Annotated in this window: 26 protein-coding genes and 1 riboswitch; of the genes, 6 read left to right on the top strand and 20 right to left on the bottom strand. The window is 59.7% G+C overall.

From position 1 onward, the window contains the following. Window positions 1-53: 53 nt before the first annotated feature. On the top strand, window positions 54-1,391 hold the full coding sequence (locus J8Z22_RS20625) for a CoA-disulfide reductase (RefSeq protein WP_252007934.1): 1,338 nt from the start codon (window positions 54-56) through the stop codon (window positions 1,389-1,391). A 103-nt stretch (window positions 1,392-1,494) separates the two neighbouring features. On the opposite strand, the gene J8Z22_RS20620 is transcribed toward J8Z22_RS20625, so the two are convergent. From J8Z22_RS20620 to ubiE, 11 genes are all read right to left on the bottom strand, one after another. Further along, on the bottom strand, window positions 1,495-4,158 hold the full coding sequence (locus tag J8Z22_RS20620) for a hypothetical protein (protein ID WP_252007932.1): 2,664 nt from the start codon (window positions 4,156-4,158) through the stop codon (window positions 1,495-1,497). An 81-nt stretch (window positions 4,159-4,239) separates the two neighbouring features. Further along, window positions 4,240-4,320: riboswitch (cyclic di-GMP riboswitch) on the bottom strand. A 240-nt stretch (window positions 4,321-4,560) separates the two neighbouring features. Then, the gene (locus J8Z22_RS20615; RefSeq protein WP_245595536.1) at window positions 4,561-5,103 is read right to left on the bottom strand and encodes a thioredoxin family protein; all 543 of its coding nucleotides are present in this window, start codon (window positions 5,101-5,103) and stop codon (window positions 4,561-4,563) included. 179 nt (window positions 5,104-5,282) lie between these two features. Continuing rightward, window positions 5,283-6,254 carry a porphobilinogen synthase gene (hemB, locus tag J8Z22_RS20610; RefSeq protein WP_371878144.1) on the bottom strand — a complete coding sequence of 324 codons (972 nt, stop codon included), beginning with the start codon at window positions 6,252-6,254 and terminating at the stop codon, window positions 5,283-5,285. A gap of 159 nt (window positions 6,255-6,413) precedes the next feature. Then, window positions 6,414-7,217: a TatD family hydrolase gene (locus J8Z22_RS20605; protein ID WP_252007931.1), complete on the bottom strand. Its 804-nt coding sequence runs from the start codon at window positions 7,215-7,217 to the stop codon at window positions 6,414-6,416. Beyond that, complete coding sequence (locus J8Z22_RS20600) at window positions 7,207-7,740, bottom strand: hypothetical protein (RefSeq protein WP_252007929.1); 534 nt, start codon at window positions 7,738-7,740, stop codon at window positions 7,207-7,209. Before J8Z22_RS20600 ends, J8Z22_RS20605 begins: the two co-directional genes overlap by 11 nt. A gap of 54 nt (window positions 7,741-7,794) precedes the next feature. Beyond that, window positions 7,795-8,559 carry a twin-arginine translocase subunit TatC gene (gene tatC, locus J8Z22_RS20595; RefSeq protein WP_028111388.1) on the bottom strand — a complete coding sequence of 255 codons (765 nt, stop codon included), beginning with the start codon at window positions 8,557-8,559 and terminating at the stop codon, window positions 7,795-7,797. Between the two features lie 2 nt (window positions 8,560-8,561). After that, a complete protein-coding gene (tatB, locus tag J8Z22_RS20590; RefSeq protein WP_028111389.1) occupies window positions 8,562-8,957 on the bottom strand; it encodes a Sec-independent protein translocase protein TatB in 396 nt (131 codons plus the stop codon). A 6-nt stretch (window positions 8,958-8,963) separates the two neighbouring features. Continuing rightward, window positions 8,964-9,191 (bottom strand): Sec-independent protein translocase subunit TatA, encoded by a 228-nt coding sequence (gene tatA, locus J8Z22_RS20585; protein WP_028111390.1) that lies wholly within the window; start codon window positions 9,189-9,191, stop codon window positions 8,964-8,966. 66 nt (window positions 9,192-9,257) lie between these two features. Further along, window positions 9,258-10,892 (bottom strand): ubiquinone biosynthesis regulatory protein kinase UbiB, encoded by a 1,635-nt coding sequence (ubiB, locus tag J8Z22_RS20580; RefSeq protein ID WP_028111391.1) that lies wholly within the window; start codon window positions 10,890-10,892, stop codon window positions 9,258-9,260. Beyond that, window positions 10,882-11,490, bottom strand: a complete 609-nt coding sequence (locus J8Z22_RS20575; RefSeq protein ID WP_252007927.1) for an SCP2 domain-containing protein — start codon at window positions 11,488-11,490, stop codon at window positions 10,882-10,884. The genes ubiB and J8Z22_RS20575 overlap by 11 nt, the downstream gene beginning before the upstream one ends. A gap of 13 nt (window positions 11,491-11,503) precedes the next feature. Continuing rightward, window positions 11,504-12,256, bottom strand: a complete 753-nt coding sequence (ubiE, locus tag J8Z22_RS20570) for a bifunctional demethylmenaquinone methyltransferase/2-methoxy-6-polyprenyl-1,4-benzoquinol methylase UbiE (protein ID WP_028111393.1) — start codon at window positions 12,254-12,256, stop codon at window positions 11,504-11,506. 171 nt (window positions 12,257-12,427) lie between these two features. Here ubiE and J8Z22_RS20565 point away from each other — a divergent pair, with 171 nt between their 5' ends. Next, window positions 12,428-13,078: a transglutaminase-like cysteine peptidase gene (locus J8Z22_RS20565; protein ID WP_245595538.1), complete on the top strand. Its 651-nt coding sequence runs from the start codon at window positions 12,428-12,430 to the stop codon at window positions 13,076-13,078. Continuing rightward, complete coding sequence (locus J8Z22_RS20560) at window positions 13,075-14,994, top strand: EAL domain-containing protein (protein ID WP_252007925.1); 1,920 nt, start codon at window positions 13,075-13,077, stop codon at window positions 14,992-14,994. Before J8Z22_RS20565 ends, J8Z22_RS20560 begins: the two co-directional genes overlap by 4 nt. Here the strand turns inward: J8Z22_RS20560 and J8Z22_RS20555 are convergent. Further along, window positions 14,966-16,033: a formimidoylglutamase gene (locus tag J8Z22_RS20555; RefSeq protein ID WP_252007924.1), complete on the bottom strand. Its 1,068-nt coding sequence runs from the start codon at window positions 16,031-16,033 to the stop codon at window positions 14,966-14,968. The two genes, J8Z22_RS20560 and J8Z22_RS20555, sit on opposite strands and share 29 nt — an antisense overlap. Before the next feature lie 2 nt (window positions 16,034-16,035). Next, complete coding sequence (gene rraA / locus J8Z22_RS20550) at window positions 16,036-16,521, bottom strand: ribonuclease E activity regulator RraA (protein WP_028111396.1); 486 nt, start codon at window positions 16,519-16,521, stop codon at window positions 16,036-16,038. Window positions 16,522-16,862: 341 nt separating this feature from the next. Between rraA and J8Z22_RS20545 the strand changes: the two genes are divergently transcribed. The 3 genes from J8Z22_RS20545 to J8Z22_RS20535 all read left to right on the top strand — a co-directional run bounded on the left by J8Z22_RS20545 (window position 16,863) and on the right by J8Z22_RS20535 (window position 18,890). Beyond that, window positions 16,863-17,111 (top strand): YgjV family protein, encoded by a 249-nt coding sequence (locus J8Z22_RS20545; protein WP_028111397.1) that lies wholly within the window; start codon window positions 16,863-16,865, stop codon window positions 17,109-17,111. 189 nt (window positions 17,112-17,300) lie between these two features. Then, window positions 17,301-17,819 carry a phosphatase PAP2 family protein gene (locus J8Z22_RS20540; protein WP_252007922.1) on the top strand — a complete coding sequence of 173 codons (519 nt, stop codon included), beginning with the start codon at window positions 17,301-17,303 and terminating at the stop codon, window positions 17,817-17,819. 9 nt (window positions 17,820-17,828) lie between these two features. Continuing rightward, complete coding sequence (locus J8Z22_RS20535; protein WP_252010504.1) at window positions 17,829-18,890, top strand: MJ1255/VC2487 family glycosyltransferase; 1,062 nt, start codon at window positions 17,829-17,831, stop codon at window positions 18,888-18,890. Between the two features lie 28 nt (window positions 18,891-18,918). On the opposite strand, the gene J8Z22_RS20530 is transcribed toward J8Z22_RS20535, so the two are convergent. From J8Z22_RS20530 to argS, 7 genes are all read right to left on the bottom strand, one after another. Continuing rightward, window positions 18,919-19,308 carry a gamma-butyrobetaine hydroxylase-like domain-containing protein gene (locus J8Z22_RS20530; RefSeq protein ID WP_028111400.1) on the bottom strand — a complete coding sequence of 130 codons (390 nt, stop codon included), beginning with the start codon at window positions 19,306-19,308 and terminating at the stop codon, window positions 18,919-18,921. A gap of 17 nt (window positions 19,309-19,325) precedes the next feature. Then, on the bottom strand, window positions 19,326-20,654 hold the full coding sequence (hslU, locus tag J8Z22_RS20525) for an HslU--HslV peptidase ATPase subunit (RefSeq protein ID WP_028111401.1): 1,329 nt from the start codon (window positions 20,652-20,654) through the stop codon (window positions 19,326-19,328). A gap of 5 nt (window positions 20,655-20,659) precedes the next feature. Then, window positions 20,660-21,190: an ATP-dependent protease subunit HslV gene (hslV, locus tag J8Z22_RS20520; RefSeq protein WP_028111402.1), complete on the bottom strand. Its 531-nt coding sequence runs from the start codon at window positions 21,188-21,190 to the stop codon at window positions 20,660-20,662. Between the two features lie 149 nt (window positions 21,191-21,339). Then, entirely contained in the window at window positions 21,340-22,749 is a 1,410-nt protein-coding gene (locus J8Z22_RS20515; RefSeq protein ID WP_252007921.1) for a DUF3131 domain-containing protein, read from the bottom strand. 40 nt (window positions 22,750-22,789) lie between these two features. Beyond that, the gene (locus J8Z22_RS20510) at window positions 22,790-23,395 is read right to left on the bottom strand and encodes a tRNA-uridine aminocarboxypropyltransferase (protein ID WP_252007919.1); all 606 of its coding nucleotides are present in this window, start codon (window positions 23,393-23,395) and stop codon (window positions 22,790-22,792) included. Between the two features lie 50 nt (window positions 23,396-23,445). Next, on the bottom strand, window positions 23,446-24,006 hold the full coding sequence (locus J8Z22_RS20505) for an SPOR domain-containing protein (protein WP_028111405.1): 561 nt from the start codon (window positions 24,004-24,006) through the stop codon (window positions 23,446-23,448). Window positions 24,007-24,009: 3 nt separating this feature from the next. After that, a complete protein-coding gene (argS, locus tag J8Z22_RS20500; protein ID WP_252007917.1) occupies window positions 24,010-25,758 on the bottom strand; it encodes an arginine--tRNA ligase in 1,749 nt (582 codons plus the stop codon). Window positions 25,759-25,898 lie beyond the last annotated feature (140 nt).

The raw sequence follows: 25,898 nt of genomic DNA, 5'->3' as shown, positions 1-25,898 counted from the left end.
CTTTTGAAAGAAAAGGCCGCCATCGGGCGGCCTTTTGCGTGGAAATTGAGTCTATGAAAATTGTGATTATCGGCGGCGAAGCTGCCGGCATGAGTGCCGCCGCCAAGGCGCGTCGAACCGACCGGGATGCCGAGATTATTGTGTTTGAGCAATCCGAGGTGGTCTCCTTTGGTGCCTGTGGCCTGCCGTATTTTATTGGTGACAGTTTTGATGAGCCCGGTTACATGGCGGAGCGCAGTGTGGCCCAGTTCCGGGATTCCGGCATCGATCTGCGCACTGGCCATCGGGTGGATCGACTGGATTGCGACCAGCAGCGATTGTGGGTCACCGATCTGGCGTCCGGTGAGCAGTTTACTCAAGACTATGACAGCCTGATGATCGCCACCGGCGCCTCGGTGGTAAAACCGCCCATCGAGGGGTTGGCATTGCAGGGGGTGCATTTCCTGAAAACCCTCGAGGATGGCCTCACCATTAAGCCGCAGTTGCAGTCTGCCGCCATTGAAGAAGTGGTGGTGATCGGTGCCGGCTACATCGGCCTGGAGGTGGTCGAGGCGTTGGTACACCAAGGCAAGCGAGTGCGGTTGATCGAGCTAAGCGATCGAGTCCTGACCGAGTCGTTCGATGTCGAGATCAGCGAGTTGATTCAGCAGGAGTTGCTGGACAAAGGGGTGCAGCTGCACCTTAAGGAGGCGGTGCAATCGTTGTCCGGGGAGCAGGGGCGGGTACAACATGTCCACACCAATGCCGGCCAATATCGTGCCGATATGGTGATCGTGGCGACCGGCGTGCGCCCCAACAGCGAGTTCTTGTCCGACACCGGCATTGAGCGGTTGAGCAATGGGGCCATCGTCATCGATGAGCAGGGCCGCACCAGCCTGCGGGCGGTATACGCCGCCGGCGATTGTGCCACGGTCTGGCACCGGGTGCGTCGTCAGCCGGTCTACATTCCGCTGGCGACCACCGCCAATAAGCTGGGGCGACTGATCGGCGAGAACCTCTGTGGCGGTGCCCGTGCCTTTCCGGGAACCCTGGGCAGTGCCGGGGTCAAGGTGCTGGCGCTGGAAGCGGGCCGCACCGGCATCAGTGAGCGCGAAGCTCGGGAGTTAGGGCTGGATTACAGCACTGTGGTGATTAACGACAAAAACACCACCAACTACGTACCGAACCAGCAGTCGTTGCGGGTGAAACTGGTGTACGACCGGGTCAGCAAACAGCTGTTGGGCGGCCAGATCGCCGGCGGCCCGGGAGCGGTGTTGCGAGTTGACACCCTGGCGGCGGCCATCCATGCCAAGATGACCACGGCGGATCTGGGGATGTTGGATCTGGTGTACGCGCCGCCGTTTGCCCGCACCTGGGATGCCATCAACGTCGCGGGGAACGTGGCCAAGTAATTCAACAGGGCGCTCAGGCGCCCTTTTTTATGCGGTTGTGCCAGCGGAGCTGGCTGCCGAAGCGTTAAGCAGGGGCCGCCCGCAAGGAGCGGCCCCCGGGGGGTTAGGGCAGCAGCTCGAAGCGGAAGGTGTCTAACGACCCTTCCTCGGCAGTGCCATCGGCCAGCATGGTGGTGCTGCGGCTCAACACCCGCTCTGTGGTTTGCGAGCCAAACCAGTACAGCAGGTGAGATTCCGGAGCCATGGCATCGCTGGAGGGCACCATCTCAACCTTCAGTCCGGCTTCAGTCTGGGCCCACAGGAACTCCTGGTTAGCCGGGACGGTGCCGTCGCCGGTTTCGCTACACAGGCTCATATCGACCCAGCCACTGCCTTCTAGGCCGGTATCGAACGCATCCAGATGCAGATCCATGGCGCAGCCGTTTTCGTCCTCGTCGGTCAGTCGGAATGTCAGTGAAGTGGCGAAACCATCCAGGCTCAACGGGCGAACTAACTGCATAGCGTACTCCAGCTGTTTATCGCCGTCCTGCTCGAACACCTTCATCACGTCGCCGCCCAGCCCTTCCGCAGGCAACTGCATCAGTACCCAGTCATCGGCATCAAATTGCAGTAACAGCCGGTGTTCGGCATCAATCAGCCATTTTCCATACAGGGTTTCCCGCTCCATGCCCTCGTCATCCTGCTCTTCGACCCAGGCCATGACCCGACCCTGTTCGTTCAGCTGGATCAGAGCCTGGAATTCCGCATCTACGGCCAGGTACTGTTTACCGGCCAACGCGGCGGTGGCCGCGTCATCGGCGATCAACTGTGGCAGCTCGGGCTTGTCGTCGCCGTCGCCGGGCTCGGTGCCGTCACCGGGATCCTGACCGTTGTCCGGATCGAAGCCACACTCCCCGGCATCTTCCACTTCGCGCAGCTCAGGCGTACCCAGGTTGGCCAGGAAGGCATCCATAGCGACCTCGTTGAAGCCCCACTGATCGCTGCGGGTCAGTCCCTCTCCGAGAACGAAGCCATGGCGCACCGCACCTTCATACTCGGTCAGAAGAGGCTGGGCGCGGCGGCGATGGGTGAAGGAGTGGCCCCACTCGGGCAGGTTCAGCACCAGGCCCATGGGCGTCTTGGTCCAGCTGGCATCGGCGTTTTCTTTCAGCTCGGGAGCAGCACAGCCGTTGTCATCGCACTCATCGTGTTCGACCACATAGAGGTGTACCTTACCCTGGTCCTCCTCAATGTCGCCCTGCAGGGCGACGGCCAGGCTGGTGTCATCGTCACCACCGATGTAGACCAGCTTGGGTGCTTCGGTGCTGGCGTCATTCATCAGTTCGGCCAGGGTCTGAACCGGACCCGTCGGCAGAACCACCTGGTTGCACCATTGAACCGAGGCGTCACACTCAGCCCGGTAGGGCAGCATGGCGCGACTCTCAAGCTGCTTGAAGGTCATCTGGTAACCGCTGGCGCCCTCGGGGAAGAGTTGATTGCCACTGAACAGTGATTTCCACTCGTGCTCACCCTTGGCGTAGCGCTTCAGTTTCAGGTCGGAGAGATCCAGCTGCTGAGCCCAGACCTGCTGGCGGCCATCCATATCGGAGCTGATGATGACCGAGCCATCCTCCTCCTGGGAGACAACCTCCACCTGATCGCTCATCTCGGACCAGGCTTGCTGTTTCCACACCAGCATGTCGCGATCTTCCTCTTCGGTGATCTCGATAAAGCCGACATCGGGACCGTCGTAACGGAAGCGGTTAAAGGTGATCAGGGACTCAACCTTCTGAATCTGCTGATAGCCCAGTTCGCGCTCCTTGATGCACTGGTTGGTGCTGGAGTCGAAGAACACGTCGGAGTGGCCATCCAGTTCAAACATGCCCCCTTCGGACTCGAGCAGGGTCAGCAGGCTGGCCTCCTCGAGGTCGCCGCGTTCACGTTTGCGCTCGACTCTGTCCTGAACGTCTTCGGGGGCGAGGGGCAGCTCATTGGCAACTTCGTCGGCGATGGTGTCGGCATCGGGCTCCTGACCATTGGCTTCCGCCTCATCCACCCGGTTTACCAGCTGCTCCAGGTTTTCGGTCAGGGTTTCGGCGATGGCATCGGCCACTTCGTTGTCTTCGGCATCACCGCCGGTGCCGCCGTTCTGCTCTACGGCATGTTTTGTCTTGGCAGTGACACGGGCGACGACCTGGGCTACCCGGTGCAGCCGTTTGTAGCCGTTGCCATTGGCCGGCTGCTGTTTGCCGACAATGTAATCTTCCACCAGGCTCAGATCAGAGCCCAGAATACCCAGAGTCTGCTCCAGGGCTGCCGCTGCGGTCTCCTGGTCCACACCGGCCCTGTCCATCTCGGAGGCGAGCAGGGTGGTCAGGGGGCTGACAAACTCCACCACACCGGCCGGTGCCGTCATGGTGTAGCTCTGGGGCAGTACCACACCTGGGTTGTCTTCATCCTCGGTCTGGCCGGCGATCACCTTCACCAGCATCTGCACCTGGCTCAGATCCAGAGCGGCATCCAGATTCGAGAAACTGTACTGGCCTCCGGCCTGGGTCAGGGTGCTGGGCTCATCGGCATCGCATTCGCCGTTGCTGTTGAGATCCAGGCACACCTGAGCGTTAACCAGGTAACCATCGGCGGTGGTACCGGACAAGCTCTGAGTCGGCTCCGGTGCCGGTGGCTCCGGGGTGGGCGTCGGGGTGGATGAGGAGGAACCGCCGCAGGCGGCGAGTTGGGTTAATGCTGCGGCCATGGATATGGCCAGCAGGTGGCGTCTGAAGTGCATAGTCTACCATCCCTAATGGTTGAACCTATTTCAAACGCTGGCGCTGGCGAACGCCGAGTGGCCACCGGGACCACTCGATACGCTGGAAACCCCGCTGTCTCTGTGAAGCAGAGACCGGTGGCTTTGCGTCCCAGCTTCGCAGCTGGTTTGCCATTGTCAGCGATGCATCGTGTGATGTCGTTATTATGGTGTCGATAAGCGGCGACAAAGCGGGAATACCGGCTCGGTCATCCGCGGCGACTTAGGGATTAAATCATGAGGTTACGTCGATGTCATGGCAAAGATGAACGACTGTGAGTCGATGCTGACACCGTGTAAAAAAAGAATGCGTTAAAACAGATATTTACAGTTGGGCTAAGGTGCCAAGTCATTGAATTTAATGGCGTTGGCACCTTGAGGGCGCTACTTCAGAATCTCTGCCAGATCCTGTTCCAGCGAGGTGGTCGGCGATTCGATGATGCGACCGATCTCCTTGCCCTGTTGCTGGATGATGAAGGTGGGAATCCGTTGGAAATCGTAGGCGGCGGCCAGGTGCTGTGGGTCCGCCTTGCTGCGATCGACGCCGATGTAACGCACCTGCAGGTGGTCGTTGCCGGCCAGTTCCAGAATCTTGGCAAAACGCGGGGTTTCACGGTGACAATCCGGGCACCAGGTGCCTATGATAACCACGATCTCGGTTGGGGTGTCGACTGCTTTCAGTTTGTCCAGCCACTGAGGCTGAGGGGCATAGTCAGCGTAGTTATCGCTGTAACCCGGAATGGCGTCCATGATGTCGGCCATGGCCAGTTCACCGGTCAAAATAACCTCCTGTTTATCGGGTTGATCGCAGGTGGCGAAGGGGCCTTTCTGTCCCTCTTCAAAGCCACAGCCAGAGTTGGCAAAGGCGCCGCTGCTCAGCAGGGCCGGGGCCAGTAACATGGCCATCAACGTGCTCTTTTTCATCATTCTCTCACCTTAGTTTGTCTCCTGCTAGTCTGACCCAGATTCAGCCAAGAGGTGCCCTGGCGGTAACGGAACTGTGAAGCCGATCATGACCGTTGTCACAGTTTCTGCCTCGATGGCGAGCCGACCCAGAAGCACAAAAAAGGCGGCCGAAGCCGCCTCGATGGAATCGATTCAGGGGGTTACTTTTCGTTCAGCCACTGAGCCACGCGCTTGGCAAAGTAGGTCAGTACGCCATCGGCACCGGCCCGCTTGAAGCATAGCAGGGATTCCAGAATGATCTTACGCTCGTCGAGCCAGCCGTTTTGAATGGCAGCCATGTGCATGGCGTACTCGCCGCTGACCTGGTAAGCAAAGGTGGGGACCTTCAGCTCGGTCTTAACCCGGCGTACGATGTCCAGGTAAGGCATGCCCGGCTTCACCATCACCATATCGGCACCCTCTTCGATGTCCATGGCCACTTCCTGCAGGGCCTCATCGGAGTTGGCGGGATCCATCTGATAGGTGTGCTTGTTGCCCCCCTTCAGGTTACCGGCGGAGCCGACCGCATCGCGGAATGGGCCGTAGTAGCTGGAGGAGTACTTGGCGGAGTAGGCCATGATCTGGGTGTTGACGTGACCGGCGGCTTCCAGGGCATCGCGAATGGCGCCAACGCGGCCATCCATCATGTCGGACGGGGCCACCACGTCGGCACCGGCTTCGGCATGGGACAGCGCCTGCTTCACCAGCACTTCGGTGGTGATGTCGTTGAGGATGTAACCTTCGTCATCGATGATGCCGTCCTGACCGTGAGTGGTGAACGGATCCAGTGCCACGTCGGTGATCACACCCAGCTCTGGGAACTCCCGCTTCAGGGCTCGAACCGCTTTCTGAGCCAGGCCATCCGGGTTATAGGCTTCTTCGGCGCCCAGAGATTTGATCTCCTGCGGGGTCACCGGGAACAGCGCGATGGCTGGAATGCCCAGAGCAACAATCTCACGGGCTTCCTCGATCAACAGGTCAATGGACAGACGCTCGACGCCGGGCATGGACTCAACCTGCTCTTTACGGGCATTGCCCTCCAGCACAAACACTGGGTAGATCAAATCATTGACGCTCAGCTGGCTCTCGGCCATCAGGCGACGGGAAAAGTCATGACGACGCATCCGACGCATGCGGCGACGAGAAAAAGGTCCGGTTACAACGGTCACTTGCTGCTCCTTGGTAATGGGGGGTGATGGCCAAATTTACCCGTCAAACAGGAGGACGACGGGGCTGGGCCGATCTCGTGGTGACAATATTAGCAAACTCTACCACTCTGGATAGGAGCTTAATCACACTTGAAACAGGCGTTTGGCGTTCAATTGGCACTGGTACGACAACGATTCCAGCGATTCGTTGCGCAGCTCAGCCACTTTATTGGCAATGTGTGGCAACCATCGCGGTTCGTTGCGGCGGCTTTTGGGTTTGGGTCTCAGATCCCGGGGCAACAGGTAGGGGGCATCGGTCTCCAGCAACAGCCGCTCGGCGGGAATCATCGGCACCAGTCGTGCCAGTTCCTGGCCCCGCCGCTCGTCGCACACCCAGCCGGTAACGCCGATGAACAGATCCAGGTCCAGCGCCTGATTGAGTTCCTGTTCGGTGCCGGTAAAGCAATGCAGCACCCCACCGCTCAGGTTGGGACGATGCTCGTGGACCATGGCCTGAAAGTCGTCACCGGCGTCGCGGCAGTGCATCAGCACCGGCTTGGCCAGGTCGCAGGCCAGCTTCAGCTGGGCGGAAAAGGCCCGCCGCTGATCCGCCCTGGGAGAGAAATCGCGGTTGTAATCCAGGCCACACTCGCCGACGGCAACCACCGCCGGATGGCCGCACAGCTGCCGCAGCTGCTGCGGGCTGTCGGCGTCGAAGCGGCTGGCGTAGTGAGGGTGAACCCCGGCAGTCGTGCGGATGCCGGGGTGAGCCTGAATCAGGCTCTGCAACTGCCTGGATTCCTCCAGGTCGCTGGCGACGGCGATGAGGTCACGGACCCCGGCGTCGGCGGCGCGGACGATGACCTCCTCCAGATCATGGCGAAACTGACTGGAGCTCAGGTTGACGGCGATGTCGATCCAGGCCAGTGGTGCGCTGTTACTGGACACGCTTGACCCGCACGCTGCCATTGCGGCCTTCCTGGGTCAACAGGAACGATCCCAGCGCGGCTTTGCTGATGGTGATGGTGCCCTGCTTGCTGAGGCGGAAGTTGCGAGATTCGGTTTGTTTCCAGCTCTGACCATTGTCCAGAGTGATGGTGAACTTGCCGTAGGCGTCTTTGCTCATCTTGGTGATGGTGCCTTGAATCTGTTCCGGCTCGTTTTCGTCGGCCTTCTTGATCAGCCCGAACTCCTGCTCGGCAGATTGGGGCGAGCTGGTAACGGCGGCCGGGGCGGTGGCAGCCACAACCGGAGCCGGGCTCAGGCTGGCGGCAGAGGTGCCGTTGAGTTTGTCGTAACACACCAGCCGATCGAGGCGATCCTGTTGCTGCTGACAATTGAGGATGGCTTCGGCAGCCTGGTCATAGCACGCCAGGCGCTGCAGTTGATCATCGATGGTGTTACAGGCGGGTTCCGCGGCCTGGGCGGCAACGGGAGTGAGCAGTAAAGCGAAGATGGCGGCCTTGTTCATATAACGTTTCCTTTAGTTGTTATTGTCCCTTAGACCGCCAGATCGGGAGGGAAGTTACTCTTTGGTTGCTTCCTCAGTGGTCTCTTCCTGATCCTCTTCTTCGTCATCACGGGGCTTGTACAAGCGGGCGAAGAACAGGCCTCCTTCAAACAGAAGTAACATCGGCAAAGCCAACATGCTCTGTGAGATGATGTCCGGCGGTGTCAGTAGCATACCAACAACGAAGGCACCGACAACAATATAAGGTCGGTTTTTCTTCAAATCCTCCGGGGTAGTGACCCCTGCCCAGACCAATAGAATCACCGCTACCGGGATTTCAAAGGCCAGTCCGAAGGCGAAAAACAGCTTCAGAACAAAGCTCAGATAGCTGTTGATGTCGGTTGCGACCTGCACTCCTTCCGGTGCCACACTGGTAAAGAACCCGAACACCACCGGGAATACGATGTAGTACGCAAACGCGATGCCACCGTAAAACAGCAGTGAACTGCTGATCAGCAGCGGAAACACCAGTCGCTTTTCATGCTTGTACAGTCCCGGCGCCACGAAGGCCCAGATCTGGAACAGTACATAGGGCATGGCAACGAACAAGGCCACAAACATGGTCAGCTTGAAGGGAGCGAAGAACGGCGAGGCCACGTCGGTGGCGATCATCGAGGCGTTGTCCGGCATTACCGCCAGCAGCGGTAAGGACAGATAGTTATAGATGTCGTTAGCCCAGTACGCCAGGCTGGCGAACACGAGCAAGACACCGCCGATGATGTGCATCAGGCGGTTTCTCAGCTCAAGCAGATGACTGATTAGGGGTTGCTGCTCGGACATACTTACTCTGAAGGTTTACCCGATTCCGTGGCCTTGGGGGCTGAGGGCTCGGGAGTGGGCGAGATCGAAGGGGCAGGGGACTCGGTGGTTTCCGGTTGTTGCACCTGATAGGGGCGATTCACCGATTGTGCAGCGTCACGTAGTTCCTGAATCGATTGCTTCAGGCCAGGATCCAGAGATTCGAGTCCTTTGGACTCCGCCTTCTTAAGATCCGCCTGCAACTGCTCGATCTTCAGTTCCTGCTCGAGTTCGTCTTTTACTGAACCGGCCATGCGTTTGATGGTAGTCAGCCAGCGACTGACGCTGCGCATGGCAACCGGTAGCCGCTCTGGTCCCAGCACCACCAGGCCCAAAACGGCAATCAGAACCAGTTCAAACATGCCAATACCGTCAAACATAGTGGTTTAGGCCTGTTCTTTGTTTTTCTGCTCGGCAGTGGTGGAGTCTGCTGCCTTCTCTTCTTCGATAGCTTTCTTTTCCGCTGGCTTGGCGTCTTCGTCGCCAATGGCTTTCTTAAAGCCCTTTACCGCGCCACCCAGATCGGAGCCCATGCCACGCAGTTTCTTAGTTCCGAACAGCAGAACTACGATCAGCGCGATGATTAGAAGTTGCCAAATACTGATGCCACCCATGTTGTCTCCGGGATCTCTAAAAAAGTAAATAAACGATATTCAATGTATCAAGTTTTGACGGCGTTTTCACTGATTGTTGAGCCGCCAGCCTTTGGTCCATGCCGCAATTCCGGCAAGGGCCAAAGCCGTTGAAGGCCAGATTGTACTGAATTTCCCTAGCAATATTGTGCTGGAGATCAACAAAACCGAGCCAATAATGAGGAAGTAGTGACTATTGTGAATCCTGCGACGCTGGCGAATGTATCGATCCATGATTCCCTGAGGATGTCGGAGCAGTTGCCGACTCAGTTGCAGGTTGTCGTGCAGCAGATCCGGCATCTCCGGCAGCTTCTCCAGCCAGAATGGCAACGCTTCACGAACCCGCTTGGCCTGGGCCGATGGTCCGATCTGTTCGGCCATCCACTGTTCCAGGAACGGCTTGGCGGTTTGCCACAGATCCAGCTGTGGGTACAACTGCCGCCCCAGCCCTTCGATGTACAGCAGGGTTTTCTCCAGCAGCACCAGTTGCGGTTGCACCTCCATTTCGAATTCGCGGGCACAACGGAACAGCTCCACCAGCAGGTGACCGAAGCTGATCTGCGACAGGGGTTTGTTTTCCAGAGGCTCCAGTACCTTGCGCAGTGCCTTTTCAAATTCGATGGGGTCGGTGTCGGCGCTGACCCAGCCGGAGCCGATGTAGACGTGGGCCAGGCGAGGGTAGTCCTGGTTAAAGAAGGCCAGGAATACGTCGGCGAGGCAGCGTTTGTCGTTTTCGGTCAGGCTGCCGACGATGCCACAGTCGATGCCGATGTAGGTGGGATCGTCCGGATGCTCACGGCTGACAAAGATGTTGCCCGGGTGCATGTCGGCGTGGAAGAAGTTGTCGCGGAACACCTGGGTAAAGAACACCTCCACCCCACGTTCCGCCAGTTTCTTCATGTCGGTGCCCTGGGCCTTGAGCGCATCCAGGTCGGTGACCGGAATGCCGTAGATCCGTTCCATCACCAGCAGTTTGCGTCGACACAACTCCGGATAGACCCGGGGGATGTAGAGCGCCGGTGAGCCGGCGAAGTTGTCCCGCAGGCGGCGAGCGTTGCTGGCTTCCTGGACCAGGTCCAGCTCCGCCAGAATGGTCTTGCGGTAATCCTCCACCACTTCGACCGCGCGCAGGCGCTTGCCTTTTTCGGTGTTGCTGATCATCGCCGCGGTGGCGGCCATCAGGCCCAGATCGGCGTGAATGACCCGCTCGATGTCCGGGCGAACCACCTTGAGGATGATGTCGTCGCCGGTGGCTTTAATGGTGGCGGTGTGAACCTGGGCCACCGAGGCGGAGGCCAGCGGGGTGATGTCGAAGTTACTGAACAGGCGATCCACCGGTTGCCCCAGTGCTTGCTCGATCTCCCGTTGGGCCAGTTGGCCATCGAACGGGGGCACGCGATCCTGCAGTTCCGCCAGGGCGTTGGCAAACTCGTCCGGCAGCAGGTCGCGGCGGGTAGACAGCATTTGGCCAAACTTGATGAATACCGGCCCCAGTGATTGCAACGCCAATTTGACTCGGGCACTGGCGTTGGCGTCGCCGGCTTTGCGACCGACCCAGAACATCGTCCGGTCCATGATCTTGAGCAGCAATGGTGTGCGCTCGGCGGGCAGCAGTTCGATCAATCGGTACTGACGAACGGTGCGGGCGATCTGATAGGCACGCTTGAGGGCGCTAAGGCTCATGGCGTTTCTCCAGCGCGGTCAGGCGGTCCAGCAGGGCTTCGGCCCGCTGTTGCAACTCATCCACCTGTTGGCAGAACAGGCTGACTTCGCTGGGGCCGGGCAGCACCTGGCGCTCCTCGATCAGGTAGTCGCTCAGATGGGCACCGCCGGCCTGAAGCTGTTGGCGGCCAAGATCGAACAGGCTCTTGCCGAGGCTGTGCATGCGGTAGGCCATGCCGTCGCCCACCAGTTTGCTCAGGGGCTCGGTCAGGTCAGGCTCAATCTGACTCAGGAGTTGGGTCAGCTTGCCCACCAGTTGCATGTCGCCGCTGATCTCCAGCTTCTGCTGCTTGACCAGTTCCGACAGTGGCTCACCGGCCTGAATGGCGGCCAACACCGACAGGCTGACGTTGAGCTGAGCCTGGCTGTCGCCGCCATAGCGGCTGTACACCAGAATCGGGTCGGCCATGATCAGATACAAAGGCCAGGGCAGTTCGGCGAGCTGCAGTTCGATCACCTGCCCCTGGCAGTCGGCCAGAGGACGGGCATCGGGATGGTACTTCAGCAGGTGCCCCAGCGCCGCTTCCAGGCTGCCTGCTACTAGGGTGGCAAGGTGCATAGTGCCTCGCTGATCAGAACTTATAGCCGCGGTGCAGGGCAACCACACCATTGGTCATGTTGACGTAGTCTGCCTGGTCGAAACCGGCGCTGAGCATCATCTGCTTCAGGGTTTCCTGATCCGGGTGCATGCGGATCGATTCCGACAGGTACTGGTAGCTTTCGGCGTCGCCGGCCACCATGGAGCCCATCTTAGGAATCACCTGGAAGCTGTAGAAGTCGTAGGCTTTTTGCATCATCGGGTTCAGCGGCTTGGAGAATTCCAGCACCAGCAGCTTACCACCGGGCTTCAGTACCCGGTTCATGGACGCCAGCGCCTTCTCTTTCTCGGTAACATTACGCAGGCCAAAGGCGATGGTAATGATGTCGAAATGGTTGTCCGGGAACGGCAGGGCTTCGGCGTTGGCCTGTACGTAGTTGACGTTGCCGACCACGCCCTGGTCTTGCAGCTTGGCGCGACCGACTTTCAGCATGGAGTCGTTAATGTCGGCCAGAACCACTTCGCCCTTTTCTCCCACCAGCTGGGAGAATTTTTTGGTCAGATCCCCGGTACCACCCGCCAGATCCAGAACCTTCATGCCCGGACGGGCGGCGGCGCATTCGATGGTGAAACGTTTCCAATAGCGATGAACCCCGAAAGACATCAAATCGTTCATCAGGTCGTACTTGGAGGCGACAGAGTGGAATACGTCGGCAACCATTTCGGCCTTCTTATCGGCCTCTACCGTTTTGTATCCGAAATGGGTCTTGTCCCCGTTATCAGCCATGAGCGGGCATTCCTATGTTAGCTAGCTGGAAATTGGACACAGTCTACACTTTAAAACAGTGAACAGAAACGGGGCGCGGCCAATCTGTAACCGTTATCACGATGCATACTGTGCCCTCTTACAGAATTATCGCTTCGATTTCGGGGTCTGGCATTACGTGTGCGTATCGTTTTGATCATTCTTGTTTTGTTGGCCAGTTCCGTCGGGGCGGAGCCGTTGCCTCAGTGGCGGGCGTTTTTTGCTCCGGACCGACTGGCCCGGGTCGAGCAGCACTTCGGGGCCGAGGGCGTGGCGGAGGTGATGAAATTGCACGATTTCATCGACGCCCGTCTGCAGTTGTCCCTGCCTGCCGCAGCGCATTTGAAGCCGGTAAATGACTACTTCAACCAATACCGATTCGTATCCGACCAGCGCCATTGGCAGCAGGCAGACTACTGGGCCACGCCGTTTGAATTTGTGGCCAGCGGCGGTGGCGATTGTGAAGACTTCTCGTTGGCCAAGTTTTTTACCCTGCGGGTGCTGGGAATGCCGTCGGTGCGGATGCGGTTGATGTACGCCAAGGCACTGGAGCTGAATCAGGCACACATGGTGCTGACCTACCTGGAGCAGGAGCAGGCAATGCCACTGGTTCTGGATAACCTCAACAAGACGATTCTGCCCGGGGATCAGCGCCCGGATCTGTTGCCGGTTTACAGTTTTAACGGCGAAGGGTTGTGGCGGGCGCGGGCGTTCGACCAGGGAGTGCGCCTCAAGCAGGGGGAAAACGGCATTCTGCTGTGGCAGGAGTTGTTGGAAAGGCTGGCGGCCGGGGAGGGAAGATGACGTTATTTCGGTTGTTACTGATCTGTCTGGTGCTGCTGGTGGCCAGCCTGACGGCGACGACGCTGGCGTTGTTTGTGCGTGGCAGCCAGGAGTACCTGGTGACCCAGTTGGCCAGCCATGGTCAGGATACCGCCACCTCCTTTGGTTTGTCCCTGTCGCCAGTGCTGGCCGGTGACGACTGGGTGCTGGCGGAATCCATGGTGGATGCCATCTTTGATCGCGGTGATTTCGCGTCGCTGATTCTCGAAGGGGGCAACCATCGGCTTGAGCGGGTTGCCGGCGCCCCGCCCGAGGTGGCCCCGGCGTGGTTTCGGCGCTGGGTACCGGTGCAGGTGCCTCCTCGAGTCACGGAGATCAATGCCGGCTGGCGCTTGGTGGCCACCCTGACGGTGACCGCGAATCCGCAACCGGCGATGCTGCACCTGTATCGCATTGCCCGCCATGCCCTGATGGTGGCTCTGGTGGTGGCGCTGTTATCGATTGTGTCCGGTGCCTGGATTCTGGGTTGGATCCTGGCGCCGTTGAAGTCGGCTCAGGCTCAGGCGGAAGGGTTACGACGGCGGCGCTTCATCCGTCAGCACAAATTGCCGCTGTTGACCGAGTTACGTGCCCTGACCCTGACCATGAACCGTATGGTGGAGAACAGCGAGCAGCAGTACCGACACCAGTGTCAACGGATCGAACAACTGCAGCGGGCCAGCTTCATCGATGCCGAAACAGGCCTGGGTAATGGTCAGCGGGGTCGGGATCGCTTGGATCAGATGCTCAATGACCGGGAATTGGAGTATGGCGTCCTGGTGCAGGTGCACCTGAGTGGCTTGGAGCAGCTGGAGCATAAGCTGGGGTTGGCTGCTCAGCAGCCGCTGATCCAAGGGGTTACCGAGTTGATGCGCCAGCAGCTGGCCCGGTTGCCGCTGGCGAGAATGTACCGCATGGGGCAGGCGGACTTCTGGATCCTGCTGCCGGGCATGGAGGCGCCAGACTGGGCCGACAGTGGTGAGCAATTGACGGCGGCGCTGAATCGGCAGGTGACCCTGGCCGGTGCGACCCGGGTGGTGCTGGCGCAACAACCGTTTCATTTCGGTCAGTCGGTGGCCGAGGTGGAACAGCAGTTGCACCAGCAATTGCAGCGTTGCCTAAGTGGCGTGGCGGTGGTGGCGGAGGCCGCTGTCGAACAGACGGACCTGTCGGCCCAGCAGGCGCGGCTGTTGCGGTTGTTGCAGCGGGTTCCCCGGTTGCTGCTGCAGCCGGTTGTCGATTCCGATGGCGAGCCGTTGTACTACGAAGTGCTGGCGCGGTTTTTTGATGGTCAGCGCTGGCGGGCGCCGGCGTCGGTGGTGGTGTTGGCGCAGCGGCTGGAGCAGGAGCAACAGGTGGACTTGTTGGTCCTTGAAGCCTTGCTGGCGCAGGTGAAACAGCGGCCACTGGCGGCGACCCTGGCGGTCAACCTGACCGCCGCATCACTGTTGTCGGCACAGTGTGCGCCGAGGCTGGGACGGGTCGGTAAACAGCTGCGGGCCTTTGGGGCCTCACTGGCGGTAGAGATTCCGGAGCAGGCGCTGCTCGAACACCCCGATGGCGTGCGCTTCGCGGTAGAGCAACTGCAGCAGCAGGGAATACCGGTGTGGCTGGACCACGTTACACCGGCCGGAGTGGCGGAGCTGGAAACCCTACCGGTCACCGGCATCAAACTGGATCCCGGCTACAGCCGTCACCTGAATCAGCAGGGCAGTTACGAGTCGCTGTTGCCACTGATGGTAACTGCCGCCCACGCTCGGGGGGTGTTGGTGGTGGCGGAGCAGGTGGAGGACGCCGGGGTCGCCGAGCGCCTGTGGGGCCATCAGGTGGATGGCCTGCAGGGGTTTGCGCTGACTGAACCCCGGCCCTTTACTGAGGTGTCCGCAGTCGACCGTTGAGATAGCTGAGCACCAGCTCGGATAACGCTTGCCCGACCTGGCGCTGGCCGGCGTCGAGGCCGGCGGGGTGGCACTCGGGAGCGCCTTCGGCCAGATGCAGGTAACGGCAGGCCGGGTGACGGGCCAGGGTGTAGACGATGTGCAGCGCATCCATCAGCGGTATGCCGGCGACGGTCTCGGCGGAGCTGGCCAGGCCGGCGATGGCGTCCAGATCCACTTCGATGCCCAAAGGCAGGGTGGAGGCACTGACGTCGTTGTCGATCTGTTCCAGGAGCTGGTGCAGCGGTCGTTCACGGCGAACCCATTGCTGCTGAAGACTGGTCCAGTGCTTGCCGCACTGCCGCAGTGCCACCAGGCTGGCCTGGTTGTTCTTCTGTTCGTGCAGTCCCAACACGTGGTAATAGCCCAGCGCGCCCTGCTCATGGGCGTAGGCGAAGCCGTTGCCGCTGTGGCGACCCTCGGGGGCGCGAAAATCGCTGTGGGGATCGAGGTTGACGGCGGCCATGGGGCCGTCCAGTGCCTGACTGCAGCCCATCAGAATGGGAAAGGCGTTGTTGTGACCGCCACCGATGACGATGGGCTCCAGACCGGCGCCGATGATCGCGGCAATCACTGGGATGACGCGCAGATCCAGTTCGGCGGTGTGTTGGCGCAGGGCCTGCAACTGTTCCGAATCCGCCGCGTCCAGGAACTGGCACTGCTCCAGCAGATCGGTGGTGTCGATGTGGCCCAGCAGCAGCAGTTGTTCACCGCCCAGCAGCTCGTTGGCCTGCAGGTTGGCAAATTGACTGAGGAAAGCCCCCCAGCCCCGTTCGGCGCCGCCGCGACCCAGGTTGGCCCGGGGGCCGATGTCTTCCGGAATGCCCAGCAACACATAGCGGGCGCCCTGCTGGCGGGCCGCGGCCAGTCGTTCCGATAACGCGGCGCCGTCGGAGCCGAGCTCGGCCCCGAGCAGCCAGTGTTCGCCCTGATGTGCCTCGCCACCTCGATGGTGAACGTAGGCGCCGAGATAGTCCTTATCTGCCAGCACCAGGCTCATATTCAGTCGATGTCCAGCGGGTCGGGAGACAGGATGATGCCGGTGGAATCGGCGTACAGGTGATCTTCCGGCAGGAAGGTGACGCCACCGAAGTTCACCGGAACGTCGACCGCCCCTTCGCCGGTCTGGTAGGCACCCACGGGAATCGAGGCCAGCGCCTGAATGCCGACGTCGATGTCTTCAAGGGCATCCACTTCACGGACGCAGCCATAGACGATCAGGCCTTCCCAGTTGTTGCGTGCCGCCAATTCTGCCAGTTCGGCATCGATCAGGGCGCGACGCAGCGAGCCTCCGCCGTCAATCAGCAGCACTTTGCCGGTGCCGTCCTGCTCCAGGGTGTCGGCGATCAGCACGTTGTCCTCAAAACACTTGATGGTGTGCAGTTCGCCCCCGAACGAATCACAGCCACCAAAGTTGGTGAACATGGGTTCGACCACGTCGACTTGTTCGGCGTACAGGTCGCAGAGTTCAGATGTGTTGTAGTGCATGATAGCCCCCTTCGCAGTGCGTTTTCGCCCCAAGTATAACCCCAATTTTCACCATTGAAATGCGGCTTTTGTGGCAGAACTCATTGTTTGTTAATCGAGTTTTGCTTTACTTGGCAGACTTATATTTCAATTGTGTTGTAAAATAACGAAACAAATCAATTTGTCCGCCAACTAATGCGTGATCTTGATCACGCTTAATGCATGAATGTATTGATGTTAACAACTTGTTTGCTACCATCTGTCGCGATTTTTGATTAATGATTCACCAGACAGTTCGGGGCAAGGAGTCTCCATCACCAGTCAAGGTAGAGGGGAATCGTCAGCATTTCTGAGGAAGTATCATGGAACTGAACCTGGTTGAAGTCGTCGGTCATATGGCCTCCATTATGGTCGCCATCTCCCTGATGATGAAAAATATTGTGCGACTGCGAGTGCTCAACTTCATTGGTTGCTCGTTGTTTGTGATTTACGGTTTGCTCATCGATGCATCTCCGGTCTGGACCATGAACGCCTTCGTTGCCAGCGTCAACGTGTTCTATCTGGTGAAGATGTTCCGCGAAGACAAGTCGCCTCAGGCAGAAAGCGCGTAAGCCGCTGATGCCGGAGAAAAGGGTCGCTCAAGCGGCCCTTTTTTGTGGCTGAAATTCGCGTCAGCCGCCAGTCTCTCTCCTCTATCGCCCTGTTTTTATTGCTGTCATTGAATTGACCTGTGGCCGTAACTTTTCTGTCACCCCGCCGCCATACCTTCACAATGAATTCAGAGAGCGAGGGGACTCGTGATGTGGCAACAACTGGATGAATGGGACAGGCAGTGTTTCTGGTGGCTGAACAAAGCCGGTGGCCATCCGGGTGCCCAGTGGTGGGCCCGCAACCTCTCGCGCAGTGGTGACGGGGCCGGATACGCGTTATTTGCTTTCATTGCCGCCGGCTACGATGACAGGCTGGGGCCGCAGCTGTTGCTGATGTTGCTGCTGGCCTATGCCATCGAGCTGCCTCTCTATTGGTTGCTCAAGACCCGTCTGCGACGCCAGCGCCCGTGTCAGGCTTTGGCCGGTTGTCAGGCACGGGTGAATCCTCACGATAAGTTCAGCCTGCCATCCGGGCACAGTGCGGCGGCGTTTCTGTTTGCCACCCTGCTGGCCTGGTACATCCCGGCCCTCGCTCCTTGGGGGTTCATCTGGGCCGCCGGCGTGGCCTGGGGCCGGGTGGTGCTCGGGGTTCATTACCCCGGTGACGTGGTGGCGGGGGCGTCTCTGGGCACCTGTGCCGCCTTGGTTAGCATGTCATTAGTGATTTAGGACTCGATGATGCGAATTTTGTACGGCATACAAGGCACAGGCAACGGTCACCTGACCCGGGGGCGGGTGATGGCTCCGGCATTGGCCGATGAGGGCATCGAGGTCGACTACCTGTTTTCCGGCCGCCCCCGGCAGCAGTACTTCGATATGCAGCCCTTTGGGGATTTCCAATGCCGCACCGGCTTGTCGTTTGCCACCCGGGATGGCGGCGTCGACATGTGGCAGACCTGCCGCGCCAATCGTCCGGGCGTCTTCTGGAGCGATGTGCGGAACCTGGATCTGAGCGGCTATGACCTGGTGTTGAACGATTTCGAACCCATCAGTGCCTGGGCGGCTCGGCGCCAGGGTAAGGAGTGCATCAGCGTCAGTCATCAGAATGCCTTTCAACACGATGTGCCGGTGGCGGGACAGCGTTGGCTGGACAAGCTGATCATGAGCAAGTTTGCCCCGGCCTCCATCCACCTGGGCTGTCATTGGCACCACTTTGGCTGCGATCTGCTGCCGCCCTTTATCGAGCCCCCTCACGAGCAGGTGGCCGAGGTGGGGCATGTGCTGGTGTACCTGCCGTTCGAGGAGCCGGCGGCCATCGCCACTCTGCTACGTGCGGTGCCTGAGGTGCAATTCCAGGTGTATCACGGCCAGCCGGCACCGGCGTCACTGCCGGCGCACGTGCACTGGAACCGCTTCGACCGCCAGGGGTTTCAGCGTCACCTCGGTGGCTGTTCCGGGGTGATCTGTTCCGCTGGATTTGAACTGGTGTCTGAGGCGTTGGTGTTGGGCAAAAAGCTGTTGTTAAAGCCGTTGAAAGGCCAGTTTGAGCAACAGTCCAATGCGCTGGCTCTGGAGTTGTTGGGCGCGGCAACCGTGATGGACAATGGGGGCCGCCATGAACTCAAAACCTGGCTCGCCAGCAGCGCCTGTGAGCCCATCCATTACCCTCAGATGGGGCGACTGTTGGCCCGCTGGTTGAAGCAGGGGCAGTGGCAGGATGTGTCGGCCTTGTGTCGGGAAGCCTGGACGCAGGCTCGGCTGCCGGAAAGCTGGCAGCATAAATGGGCCTACGCCTATTAAAAGAGGAGCCGTCTGGCTCCTCTTTTATTTACTTATCGCTGTAGTGAATCTTGACGTCCAGCAGCGGCTCTCGGCTGCCTTTGGCGGCCTTGAGGCGGGTGAGGTAGTCCTCCCACATCTGGCCCTGATTCATGGCAAAACTGTACAGCACATCCCAGGAGTAGAGGCCACTGTCGTGGCCATCATCGAACACCAGTTTGACCGCGTACTTGCCCACTGGCTCGATCTTGTTGATGTTCACTTCCCGTTTATTGGTGACCAACTGGGGGTTGCCGTGGCCGTGCACCTCCGCAGAGGGTGAGCAGACTCGCAGCAGCTCGCAGGCCAGCTGGGCGGTTTCGCCGGTTTCGAACTCGACCTCCAGAACCCGTGACGTGCGCTTCAGTTTCAGCTTGGTGACTTTTGGTGCCTGACGCATGGCAAACCTCGTTGTAGTTACAGGATAAAGCGAGACAAATCTTCGTTCTCAACCAGCATGTCCAGGTGGTCATTGACGTACTTGGCATCGATGGTCAGGGTGTCACCGCTCTTGTCGGAGGCCTCAAACGAGATCTCTTCCATCAATTTTTCCATCACCGTGTGCAGGCGGCGGGCACCGATGTTTTCGGTGCGTTCGTTGACCTGCCAGGCGGCTTCGGCAATGCGCTTAATGCCATCATCGGTAAACTGGATGGCAACCCCTTCGGTGGCCATCAGGGCGCGGTACTGCTCGGTCAGGCTGGCGTTGGGCTCGGTCAGAATGCGAATGAAATCGTCCGCAGACAGGGCTTCCAGTTCCACCCGAATCGGCAGGCGTCCCTGAAGCTCCGGAATCAAGTCCGATGGTTTGGCCAGCTGGAAGGCGCCGGAGGCGATAAACAGGATGTGGTCAGTTTTGACCATGCCGTGCTTGGTGTTGACGGTACAGCCTTCCACCAGTGGCAGCAAGTCACGCTGAACCCCTTCGCGGGACACGTCCGGGCCGGAGCTTTCGCCGCGCTTACAGATCTTGTCGATCTCATCCAGGAACACGATGCCGTTCTGTTCTACCGCGTCGATGGCTTTCTCTTTCAACTCTTCTGGATTCACCAGTTTCGCGGCTTCCTCTTCCACCATCAGCTTGAGGGCTTCGGAGACTTTCATCTTGCGGCGCTTGCTGGGTTGATTGCCCATGTTCTGGAACATCGACTGCAGCTGGTTGGCCATCTCTTCCATTCCCGGTGGGGTCATGATCTCGACGCCCATTGGGGATTGAGACACGTCGATCTCGATCTCTTTGTCGTTCAACTGGCCTTCGCGCAGTTTCTTGCGGAAGGTCTGGCGAGTGGCGTTGTCGCTGCTGCTCTTGTCCTGGGACCACTCGTCGCGGGGCTTGGGAAGCAGGGCGTCCAGTACTCGCTCTTCGGCCGCTTCTTCGGCGCGGAAGCGATTGCGCTCCACTTCGTGTTCCCGGGTCATCTTGATGGCGGAGTCGGTCAGATCGCGAATGATCTGCTCAACCTCTTTGCCCACGTAACCCACCTCGGTGAATTTGGTGGCTTCGACCTTGATGAACGGCGCCTTGGCCAGCTTGGCCAGGCGGCGGGCAATTTCAGTCTTACCCACACCGGTTGGGCCGATCATCAGGATGTTTTTCGGGGTCACTTCCTGGCGCAGTTCGTTGTCCAGTTGCATACGGCGCCAGCGGTTACGTAGGGCGATGGCCACCGCCTTTTTGGCATCGTTCTGACCGATGATGTGACTGTTGAGTTCGGAAACAATTTCTCTTGGCGTCATTTCAGACATGGCGATTAACCCTTGCTTGGAAGTTCTTCAACGGTGTGGTTCTGGTTGGTGAATACACAGATATCACCGGCGATGGTCAGGGCCTTTTCGCAGATCTCGCGGGCACCCAGATCGGTATTTTGCAACAGCGCCTGGGCGGCTGCCTGAGCGAAGTTGCCTCCTGAGCCGATGGCCACCAGGTCGTGCTCCGGCTCTACCACGTCGCCGTTACCGGAAATCAGCAGGCTGGTTTCCTCGTCCGCTACGATAAGCATAGCTTCCAGTTTCTGCAGGGAGCGTTCGGTTCGCCAGGCTTTCGCCAGCTCGACGGCTGCTCGGGTCAACTGGCCCTGATGGGCGTTGAGTTTGGCTTCCAGTAACTCAAACAGGGTAAAGGCATCGGCAGTGGCACCTGCGAATCCGGCCAGCACTTTGCCGCCGTTCAGCAGCCGCACTTTGCGGGCGTTCCCTTTCATTACCGTGTTGCCCAGGGATACCTGGCCATCTCCGGCGATGACTACTTTGTCGCCGCGGCGAACCGATACAATGGTGGTCATAGTGATTCCTTTTTGCGTTCCGGGCCAGGCCCGGCTCTGGAAGTCGAATGTCTGTTGTTAGCAGTAAATGTGGGGACAGTAATGGCCGGCTTCAACCCTAAAATCGGTCTCGGCCAAGATTTGTGACATAAAAACGGTGTTTGAGTGGCCTAAGGAAGCGGTGGCAGCAGCAGCGGCCGGTTGCCGTTGTGAATGTACAACAGCGCCGTCAACACCACCGCATGGGTATTAAGGTTACTGCTGGTGTTGACCGTACCGTCTTGATAGCGGCCGGTCAGCCAGCCTGTGGGGCGGTACAGCGCTCGGGCCTGATGCCACAACTCGGTGCCGAAGTCGTCGTCACTGAGTACCGCCCAGCTGAGGGCGCACTTGGCGCTCAACACCTGGACGGTGTCGGTGCCCTGGCCGCGGTAGTCAGTGCTGTGCCAGGGCTGGTCGGCAAAGCTGAGGTTGTTGTACAGGAACCAGGGAGGATGATTGCTGGCGTCTTCACCAAAACACCACAGCCGCTGCTGTTGTTGCCATTGGCGTCGGTGGATCTCGAGAATCTGCTGCCCCTCCTGGCGCAGTTGTCCCAACTCCAGCTGCGCCAGGTAGAAGGGGTCGCTGGTGAGAAACGGCAGATTGCGCCGATCCAGTGGCAATCGAATCCCCATTAGCTGGCCGGTTGGCAGTCGGCTATAGTCGAACGCCGTGTGCGTCTCCAGTTGCCACTGTGCCAGCCCGGCCGCGGCGTATTGCTCGTAGCCATAGCGCCCCTCCTGATAGCGTCGCTCCCGCCCCTGGTGGTAACGGGCGCCAATCAATTCTCCCTGATGCACCAGGTGCGACAGTTGCCAACGCTGGGTGATGGCGGTTATCTGGCTGCGAAACTGTGGGTGCCGGCGGTCGATGATCGCCAGCCAGGTGAGGGTGCGGGCGATGTCCAGTACCGACCAGCCGTTGCCGTGGCGGTCGCTGTCATGGGCCGGTTGACCGCTGTCGGTGCGATAGCTGCGGGCCGGCAGCAGATCGTCATACAGCGGCATGGTGGCCAGGGTGGTCAGCAGGGTGGACAATCGCTGTTGAAACTGGGACGGGGTGATCAGCCCCAACTCGGCGGCGGCCACGGTCCCGGCCAGGGCGCTGCCAACGTCCCAGAGTGTGGTCTCTTTGTAACCGTAAACGGAGTTGATCATGCCGGTATCGGCCTGGTACTGACTGGAAAAATAGCGCCAGGCTGATTGTGCCATCTGGCGATGAATCGGCAGCAAGCGGGCAAAGCGCGGCTGATCGGAGGCCCGTTGCGAGCGATCCTGAGGTAAGGGGGATGGGGTCAGTCCTTGGGTGATCACCTTTGAGGTGGGGGCCGGGACGTTGGCCGGCGTGACGCTGCGGCTCAGCTGAGCGCTGCCAGACAGTCGGGGGGCGTTGACATCGCCGCTGGCGGGCGAGACCCGGGCCGAGGCCTGCGCCTTGCTGGACAATCGCATGGGGGACGGATCTGCGCTGGACGGCGGATCGTCATTGGCCGCCCCGGGCAGCCATACCAGGGTCAGCATCAGGCACCAAAGTCGCATCCTTGCTCATTCAATGAAGTGGAGATAGCCTGAGTGTAGCTCAGTTTTTCTTTTGGTAACGGTGTTTTACGTCGTCGGGCATGTGGGCTAACTGGCTGGCTTTGAGGGCGTCAAAGGCGGTAAACAACGGCCCGGTATCGCAGCGATCGATGCCATTGAGACCATGGGCGATGGCCTCCAGCGTCGACAGGCTGTCCGGGCGGCGCGCCTTGCGAATCTGGTAATCGCCGGCGGGCACTTCGGCGAAACTCAGCTTGGGTAAGGCCTGCAGCCAGGGGTTGAGTTGCAACAGTCGATAGACCTTCTTCCAGGTGCCATCGAGAACCAGCAGGTTCAGCGGAGCACTGTCCCGGCCCAGGGTTTCCATGGTGGTGGCATCGTCGCCGGGGTACAGCAGGTAACTGGGACGATCGCTGTCGGCCAGCCGTTGTCGTAACCGGGCAAAATCCTCAGGGTGCTCGCCAGGCCAAAGCTGTCCCTGGTCCAGGCACAGCAGGCTGAGGGTGGCGGTCCCCTTGGCGGCATTCACCTCGGAAGGGTGCTGCAGAATGTGAATCGGATGCCGGTTGTGCACCGGCGCAGTGGCGGCGCACAGGCACACTTTTTGTGGTCGCTGGCAGCGGGGGCAGGTTGGGCGTTTGCTCATAGCTCGGTATCGAAAAAAAGGGCCACCCTAGGGTAGCCCTTATTGCTGGATCAGTTCCACAACCAGATCTGGCAGCCGTTGATGCCGCCACGCTGGATCTTGTGGCGCTCGCTCTCGGCCACGCGTTTGCGTTCGTAGGGACCGAGTACCACTCGGAACCAGACGCCGTTGCTGCCGGTGGTGCGCCGAACCTGAGACTCCATCCCCATAAAGGCGATCTTGGCTTTCATGGCTTCGGCCTGGCTCTGTTTGCGGAACGAGCCGCACTGCATCTGGTAGGGGCCACCCAGTTCCTGTTTCGGCACCTCAACCTCGACCTCTTTCTCAGGCAGGGTCTCGATGTACTCCCAGGTTTCCTGTGGTTTCTCCGGCAGGGCCGGTTCGGGCTTGCTGGGCTTGGTCGTCGGCTGCGGCACCGGCACGACCACCGGGGCTTCGGTGACCGGTTGGTCTTCCGATGCTCCCTGAATCGACCAGAGGAAATAGCCAAAACCGCCGATCAGGGCGATCACCAGCACCAGTTTCAGCCAGGGAAAGGCCGGTTTGGCTGCGGCTTTGCGGCCTTTGGCGCGCGGCTTGCGGCCGCGCTTGGCGTAGTCCCGGGTAGCCATGGATTACATGCGCTCCAGGGTGTTGATGCCCAGCAGGCCCAGACCAACCTTGAGGGTGTTGGCGGTGGCCAGACACAGGCGCAGGCGGCTGGCTTTGACGTCGTCGGCGACGTCGTCCTTGTTGATGGGGCAGGCCTCGTAGAAGCTCATGAAGGCACCGGCCAGCTCAAACAGGTAGGTACACATCAGGTGAGGAGCACCCTTGGCGGCAACGCCATGAACCACGTCGTTCAGCTGCACCAGCTTCTGCGCCAGTGCTTCCTCTTTATCGTGCTCGAGGGTGATGCTGCCATTGAGGTCGGCGGCGTTGACACCGGCCTTGCGGAAGATCGACTGAATGCGGCTGTAGGCATACAGCATGTACGGGGCAGTGTTGCCTTCAAAGGTCAACATGTTGTCCCAGTCGAAGACGTAATCGGTGGTGCGGTTCTTGGACAGATCCGAGTATTTCACCGATGCCATGGCCACGGTGGTGGCGATGGTGTCTAGCTCCTCAGCCTGCAGATCCGGGTTCTTGTCACCGATCAGCTTGATGGCGCGCTGATGGGCTTCTTCCAGCAGATCGGCCAGTTTCACCGTACCGCCGCTGCGGGTTTTGAACGGCTTGCCGTCCTTGCCCAGCATCATGCCAAAGGCGCAGTGCTCGGTGGTGGTGGTGTCAGGCAGGTAACCGGCCTTACGGGCGATCAGCCAGGCCTGTTGCAGGTGCTGGGCCTGACGGGAGTCGATAAAGTACAGGATGCGGTCGGCGGCAAAGGTGTCGACCCGGTACTTGGCGGCGGCGATGTCGGTGGTGGTGTACAGGAAGCCACCGTCGCGCTTACGGATAATCACCCCCATGGGGTTGCCGTCTTTGCCCTTGTACTCATCGAGGAAGACCACGGTGGCGCCGTCGTCTTCTACCGCCAGGCCTTGCTGGGTCAGGTCGTCGACCACTTCTGGCAGCAGGGCGTTGTACAGGCTTTCCCCCATGACGTCGTCATTGCTCAGGGACACGTTGAGGCGGTCGTAGATGGCCTGGTTCTGAGCCATGGTGATGTCCACCAGCTTCTTCCACATGGTGCGACAGTACTCGTCGCCGCCCTGCAGTTTGACCACGTAGTTACGGGCTCGCTCGGCGAAGGCATCGTCTTCGTCGTAGTGCTTCTTGGCTTCGCGGTAGAAGGCTTCCAGATCGGACAGGTCCATATCGGAGGCGCTTTCGTTCTCCATCTTCTCCAGGTAGGCGATCAGCATGCCGAACTGGGTGCCCCAGTCGCCGATGTGGTTGGCGCGAATCACCTTGTGACCCAGGAACTCCAGGGTACGGGTGACGGCGTCACCGATGACGGTGGAGCGGATGTGGTGCACCGCCATCTCTTTGGCGACGTTTGGCGCCGAGTAGTCGGTCACGATGGTCTGAGGTGCAGCGACGGCGGCCACATTGGCGCGGCTGTCGGTGGCAATGGTTTCGATCTGCTTGCCGAGCCAGCCGGCATCGAGGAAGAAGTTGATGAAGCCGGGGCCGGCGATCTCAACCTTGGACACCAGTTCCGAGGCCGGCAGGGTGTCGATGATCAGTTGCGCCAGTTCACGGGGATTCTTCTTGGCAGGCTTGGCCAGCATCATGGCCAGGTTGGTGGCCAGGTCGCCGTGGCTTTTGTCCCGGGTTCGGTCTACCTGAACGCGAGGCGCAGCCTCGGCTGGAATGTGGCCATTCTCTTTCAGGAGAGTGACAGTCTGTTCAAGTAACTGCTGGATATGTTCTTTCATCGCGACACCGAAAAACTCTATGGGGACAGGCCGGATAACGGCTGATAATCAAACCGCACATTTTAGCGCCTAAAGCGCCTAATACCAACGCTTTGTTTGCCCGGTAACCGAGTTTATTGTCGTTGTGAGTCAGTGGCGGT

This window comes from Ferrimonas sp. SCSIO 43195 (genome assembly GCF_023716685.1).
Classification (GTDB): domain Bacteria; phylum Pseudomonadota; class Gammaproteobacteria; order Enterobacterales; family Shewanellaceae; genus Ferrimonas; species Ferrimonas kyonanensis.
The sequence above is the reverse complement of the archived record's forward strand: the minus strand, read 5'-3'. Positions and strand labels throughout refer to the sequence as shown.

Bases quoted from the DNA above. Each gene is read 5' to 3' on its own strand.
- J8Z22_RS20575 (WP_252007927.1), bottom strand. From the start codon at position 11,490: ATGCACCTTGCCACCCTAGTAGCAGGCAGCCTGGAAGCGGCGCTGGGG.
- J8Z22_RS20510 (WP_252007919.1), bottom strand. From the start codon at position 23,395: ATGAGCAAACGCCCAACCTGCCCCCGCTGCCAGCGACCACAAAAAGTG.
- rraA (WP_028111396.1), bottom strand. From the start codon at position 16,521: ATGCACTACAACACATCTGAACTCTGCGACCTGTACGCCGAACAAGTC.
- hslU (WP_028111401.1), bottom strand. From the start codon at position 20,654: ATGTCTGAAATGACGCCAAGAGAAATTGTTTCCGAACTCAACAGTCAC.
- J8Z22_RS20560 (WP_252007925.1), top strand. From the start codon at position 13,075: ATGACGTTATTTCGGTTGTTACTGATCTGTCTGGTGCTGCTGGTGGCC.
- ubiB (WP_028111391.1), bottom strand. From the start codon at position 10,892: ATGAGCCTTAGCGCCCTCAAGCGTGCCTATCAGATCGCCCGCACCGTT.
- J8Z22_RS20505 (WP_028111405.1), bottom strand. From the start codon at position 24,006: ATGGCTACCCGGGACTACGCCAAGCGCGGCCGCAAGCCGCGCGCCAAA.
- tatA (WP_028111390.1), bottom strand. From the start codon at position 9,191: ATGGGTGGCATCAGTATTTGGCAACTTCTAATCATCGCGCTGATCGTA.
- J8Z22_RS20530 (WP_028111400.1), bottom strand. From the start codon at position 19,308: ATGCGTCAGGCACCAAAAGTCACCAAGCTGAAACTGAAGCGCACGTCA.
- tatB (WP_028111389.1), bottom strand. From the start codon at position 8,957: ATGTTTGACGGTATTGGCATGTTTGAACTGGTTCTGATTGCCGTTTTG.
- hslV (WP_028111402.1), bottom strand. From the start codon at position 21,190: ATGACCACCATTGTATCGGTTCGCCGCGGCGACAAAGTAGTCATCGCC.
- J8Z22_RS20625 (WP_252007934.1), top strand. From the start codon at position 54: ATGAAAATTGTGATTATCGGCGGCGAAGCTGCCGGCATGAGTGCCGCC.
- J8Z22_RS20540 (WP_252007922.1), top strand. From the start codon at position 17,301: ATGTGGCAACAACTGGATGAATGGGACAGGCAGTGTTTCTGGTGGCTG.
- argS (WP_252007917.1), bottom strand. From the start codon at position 25,758: ATGAAAGAACATATCCAGCAGTTACTTGAACAGACTGTCACTCTCCTG.
- J8Z22_RS20535 (WP_252010504.1), top strand. From the start codon at position 17,829: ATGCGAATTTTGTACGGCATACAAGGCACAGGCAACGGTCACCTGACC.
- J8Z22_RS20555 (WP_252007924.1), bottom strand. From the start codon at position 16,033: ATGAGCCTGGTGCTGGCAGATAAGGACTATCTCGGCGCCTACGTTCAC.
- J8Z22_RS20545 (WP_028111397.1), top strand. From the start codon at position 16,863: ATGGAACTGAACCTGGTTGAAGTCGTCGGTCATATGGCCTCCATTATG.
- J8Z22_RS20515 (WP_252007921.1), bottom strand. From the start codon at position 22,749: ATGCGACTTTGGTGCCTGATGCTGACCCTGGTATGGCTGCCCGGGGCG.
- hemB (WP_371878144.1), bottom strand. From the start codon at position 6,254: ATGCGTCGGATGCGTCGTCATGACTTTTCCCGTCGCCTGATGGCCGAG.
- ubiE (WP_028111393.1), bottom strand. From the start codon at position 12,256: ATGGCTGATAACGGGGACAAGACCCATTTCGGATACAAAACGGTAGAG.
- tatC (WP_028111388.1), bottom strand. From the start codon at position 8,559: ATGTCCGAGCAGCAACCCCTAATCAGTCATCTGCTTGAGCTGAGAAAC.
- J8Z22_RS20600 (WP_252007929.1), bottom strand. From the start codon at position 7,740: ATGAACAAGGCCGCCATCTTCGCTTTACTGCTCACTCCCGTTGCCGCC.
- J8Z22_RS20615 (WP_245595536.1), bottom strand. From the start codon at position 5,103: ATGATGAAAAAGAGCACGTTGATGGCCATGTTACTGGCCCCGGCCCTG.
- J8Z22_RS20620 (WP_252007932.1), bottom strand. From the start codon at position 4,158: ATGCACTTCAGACGCCACCTGCTGGCCATATCCATGGCCGCAGCATTA.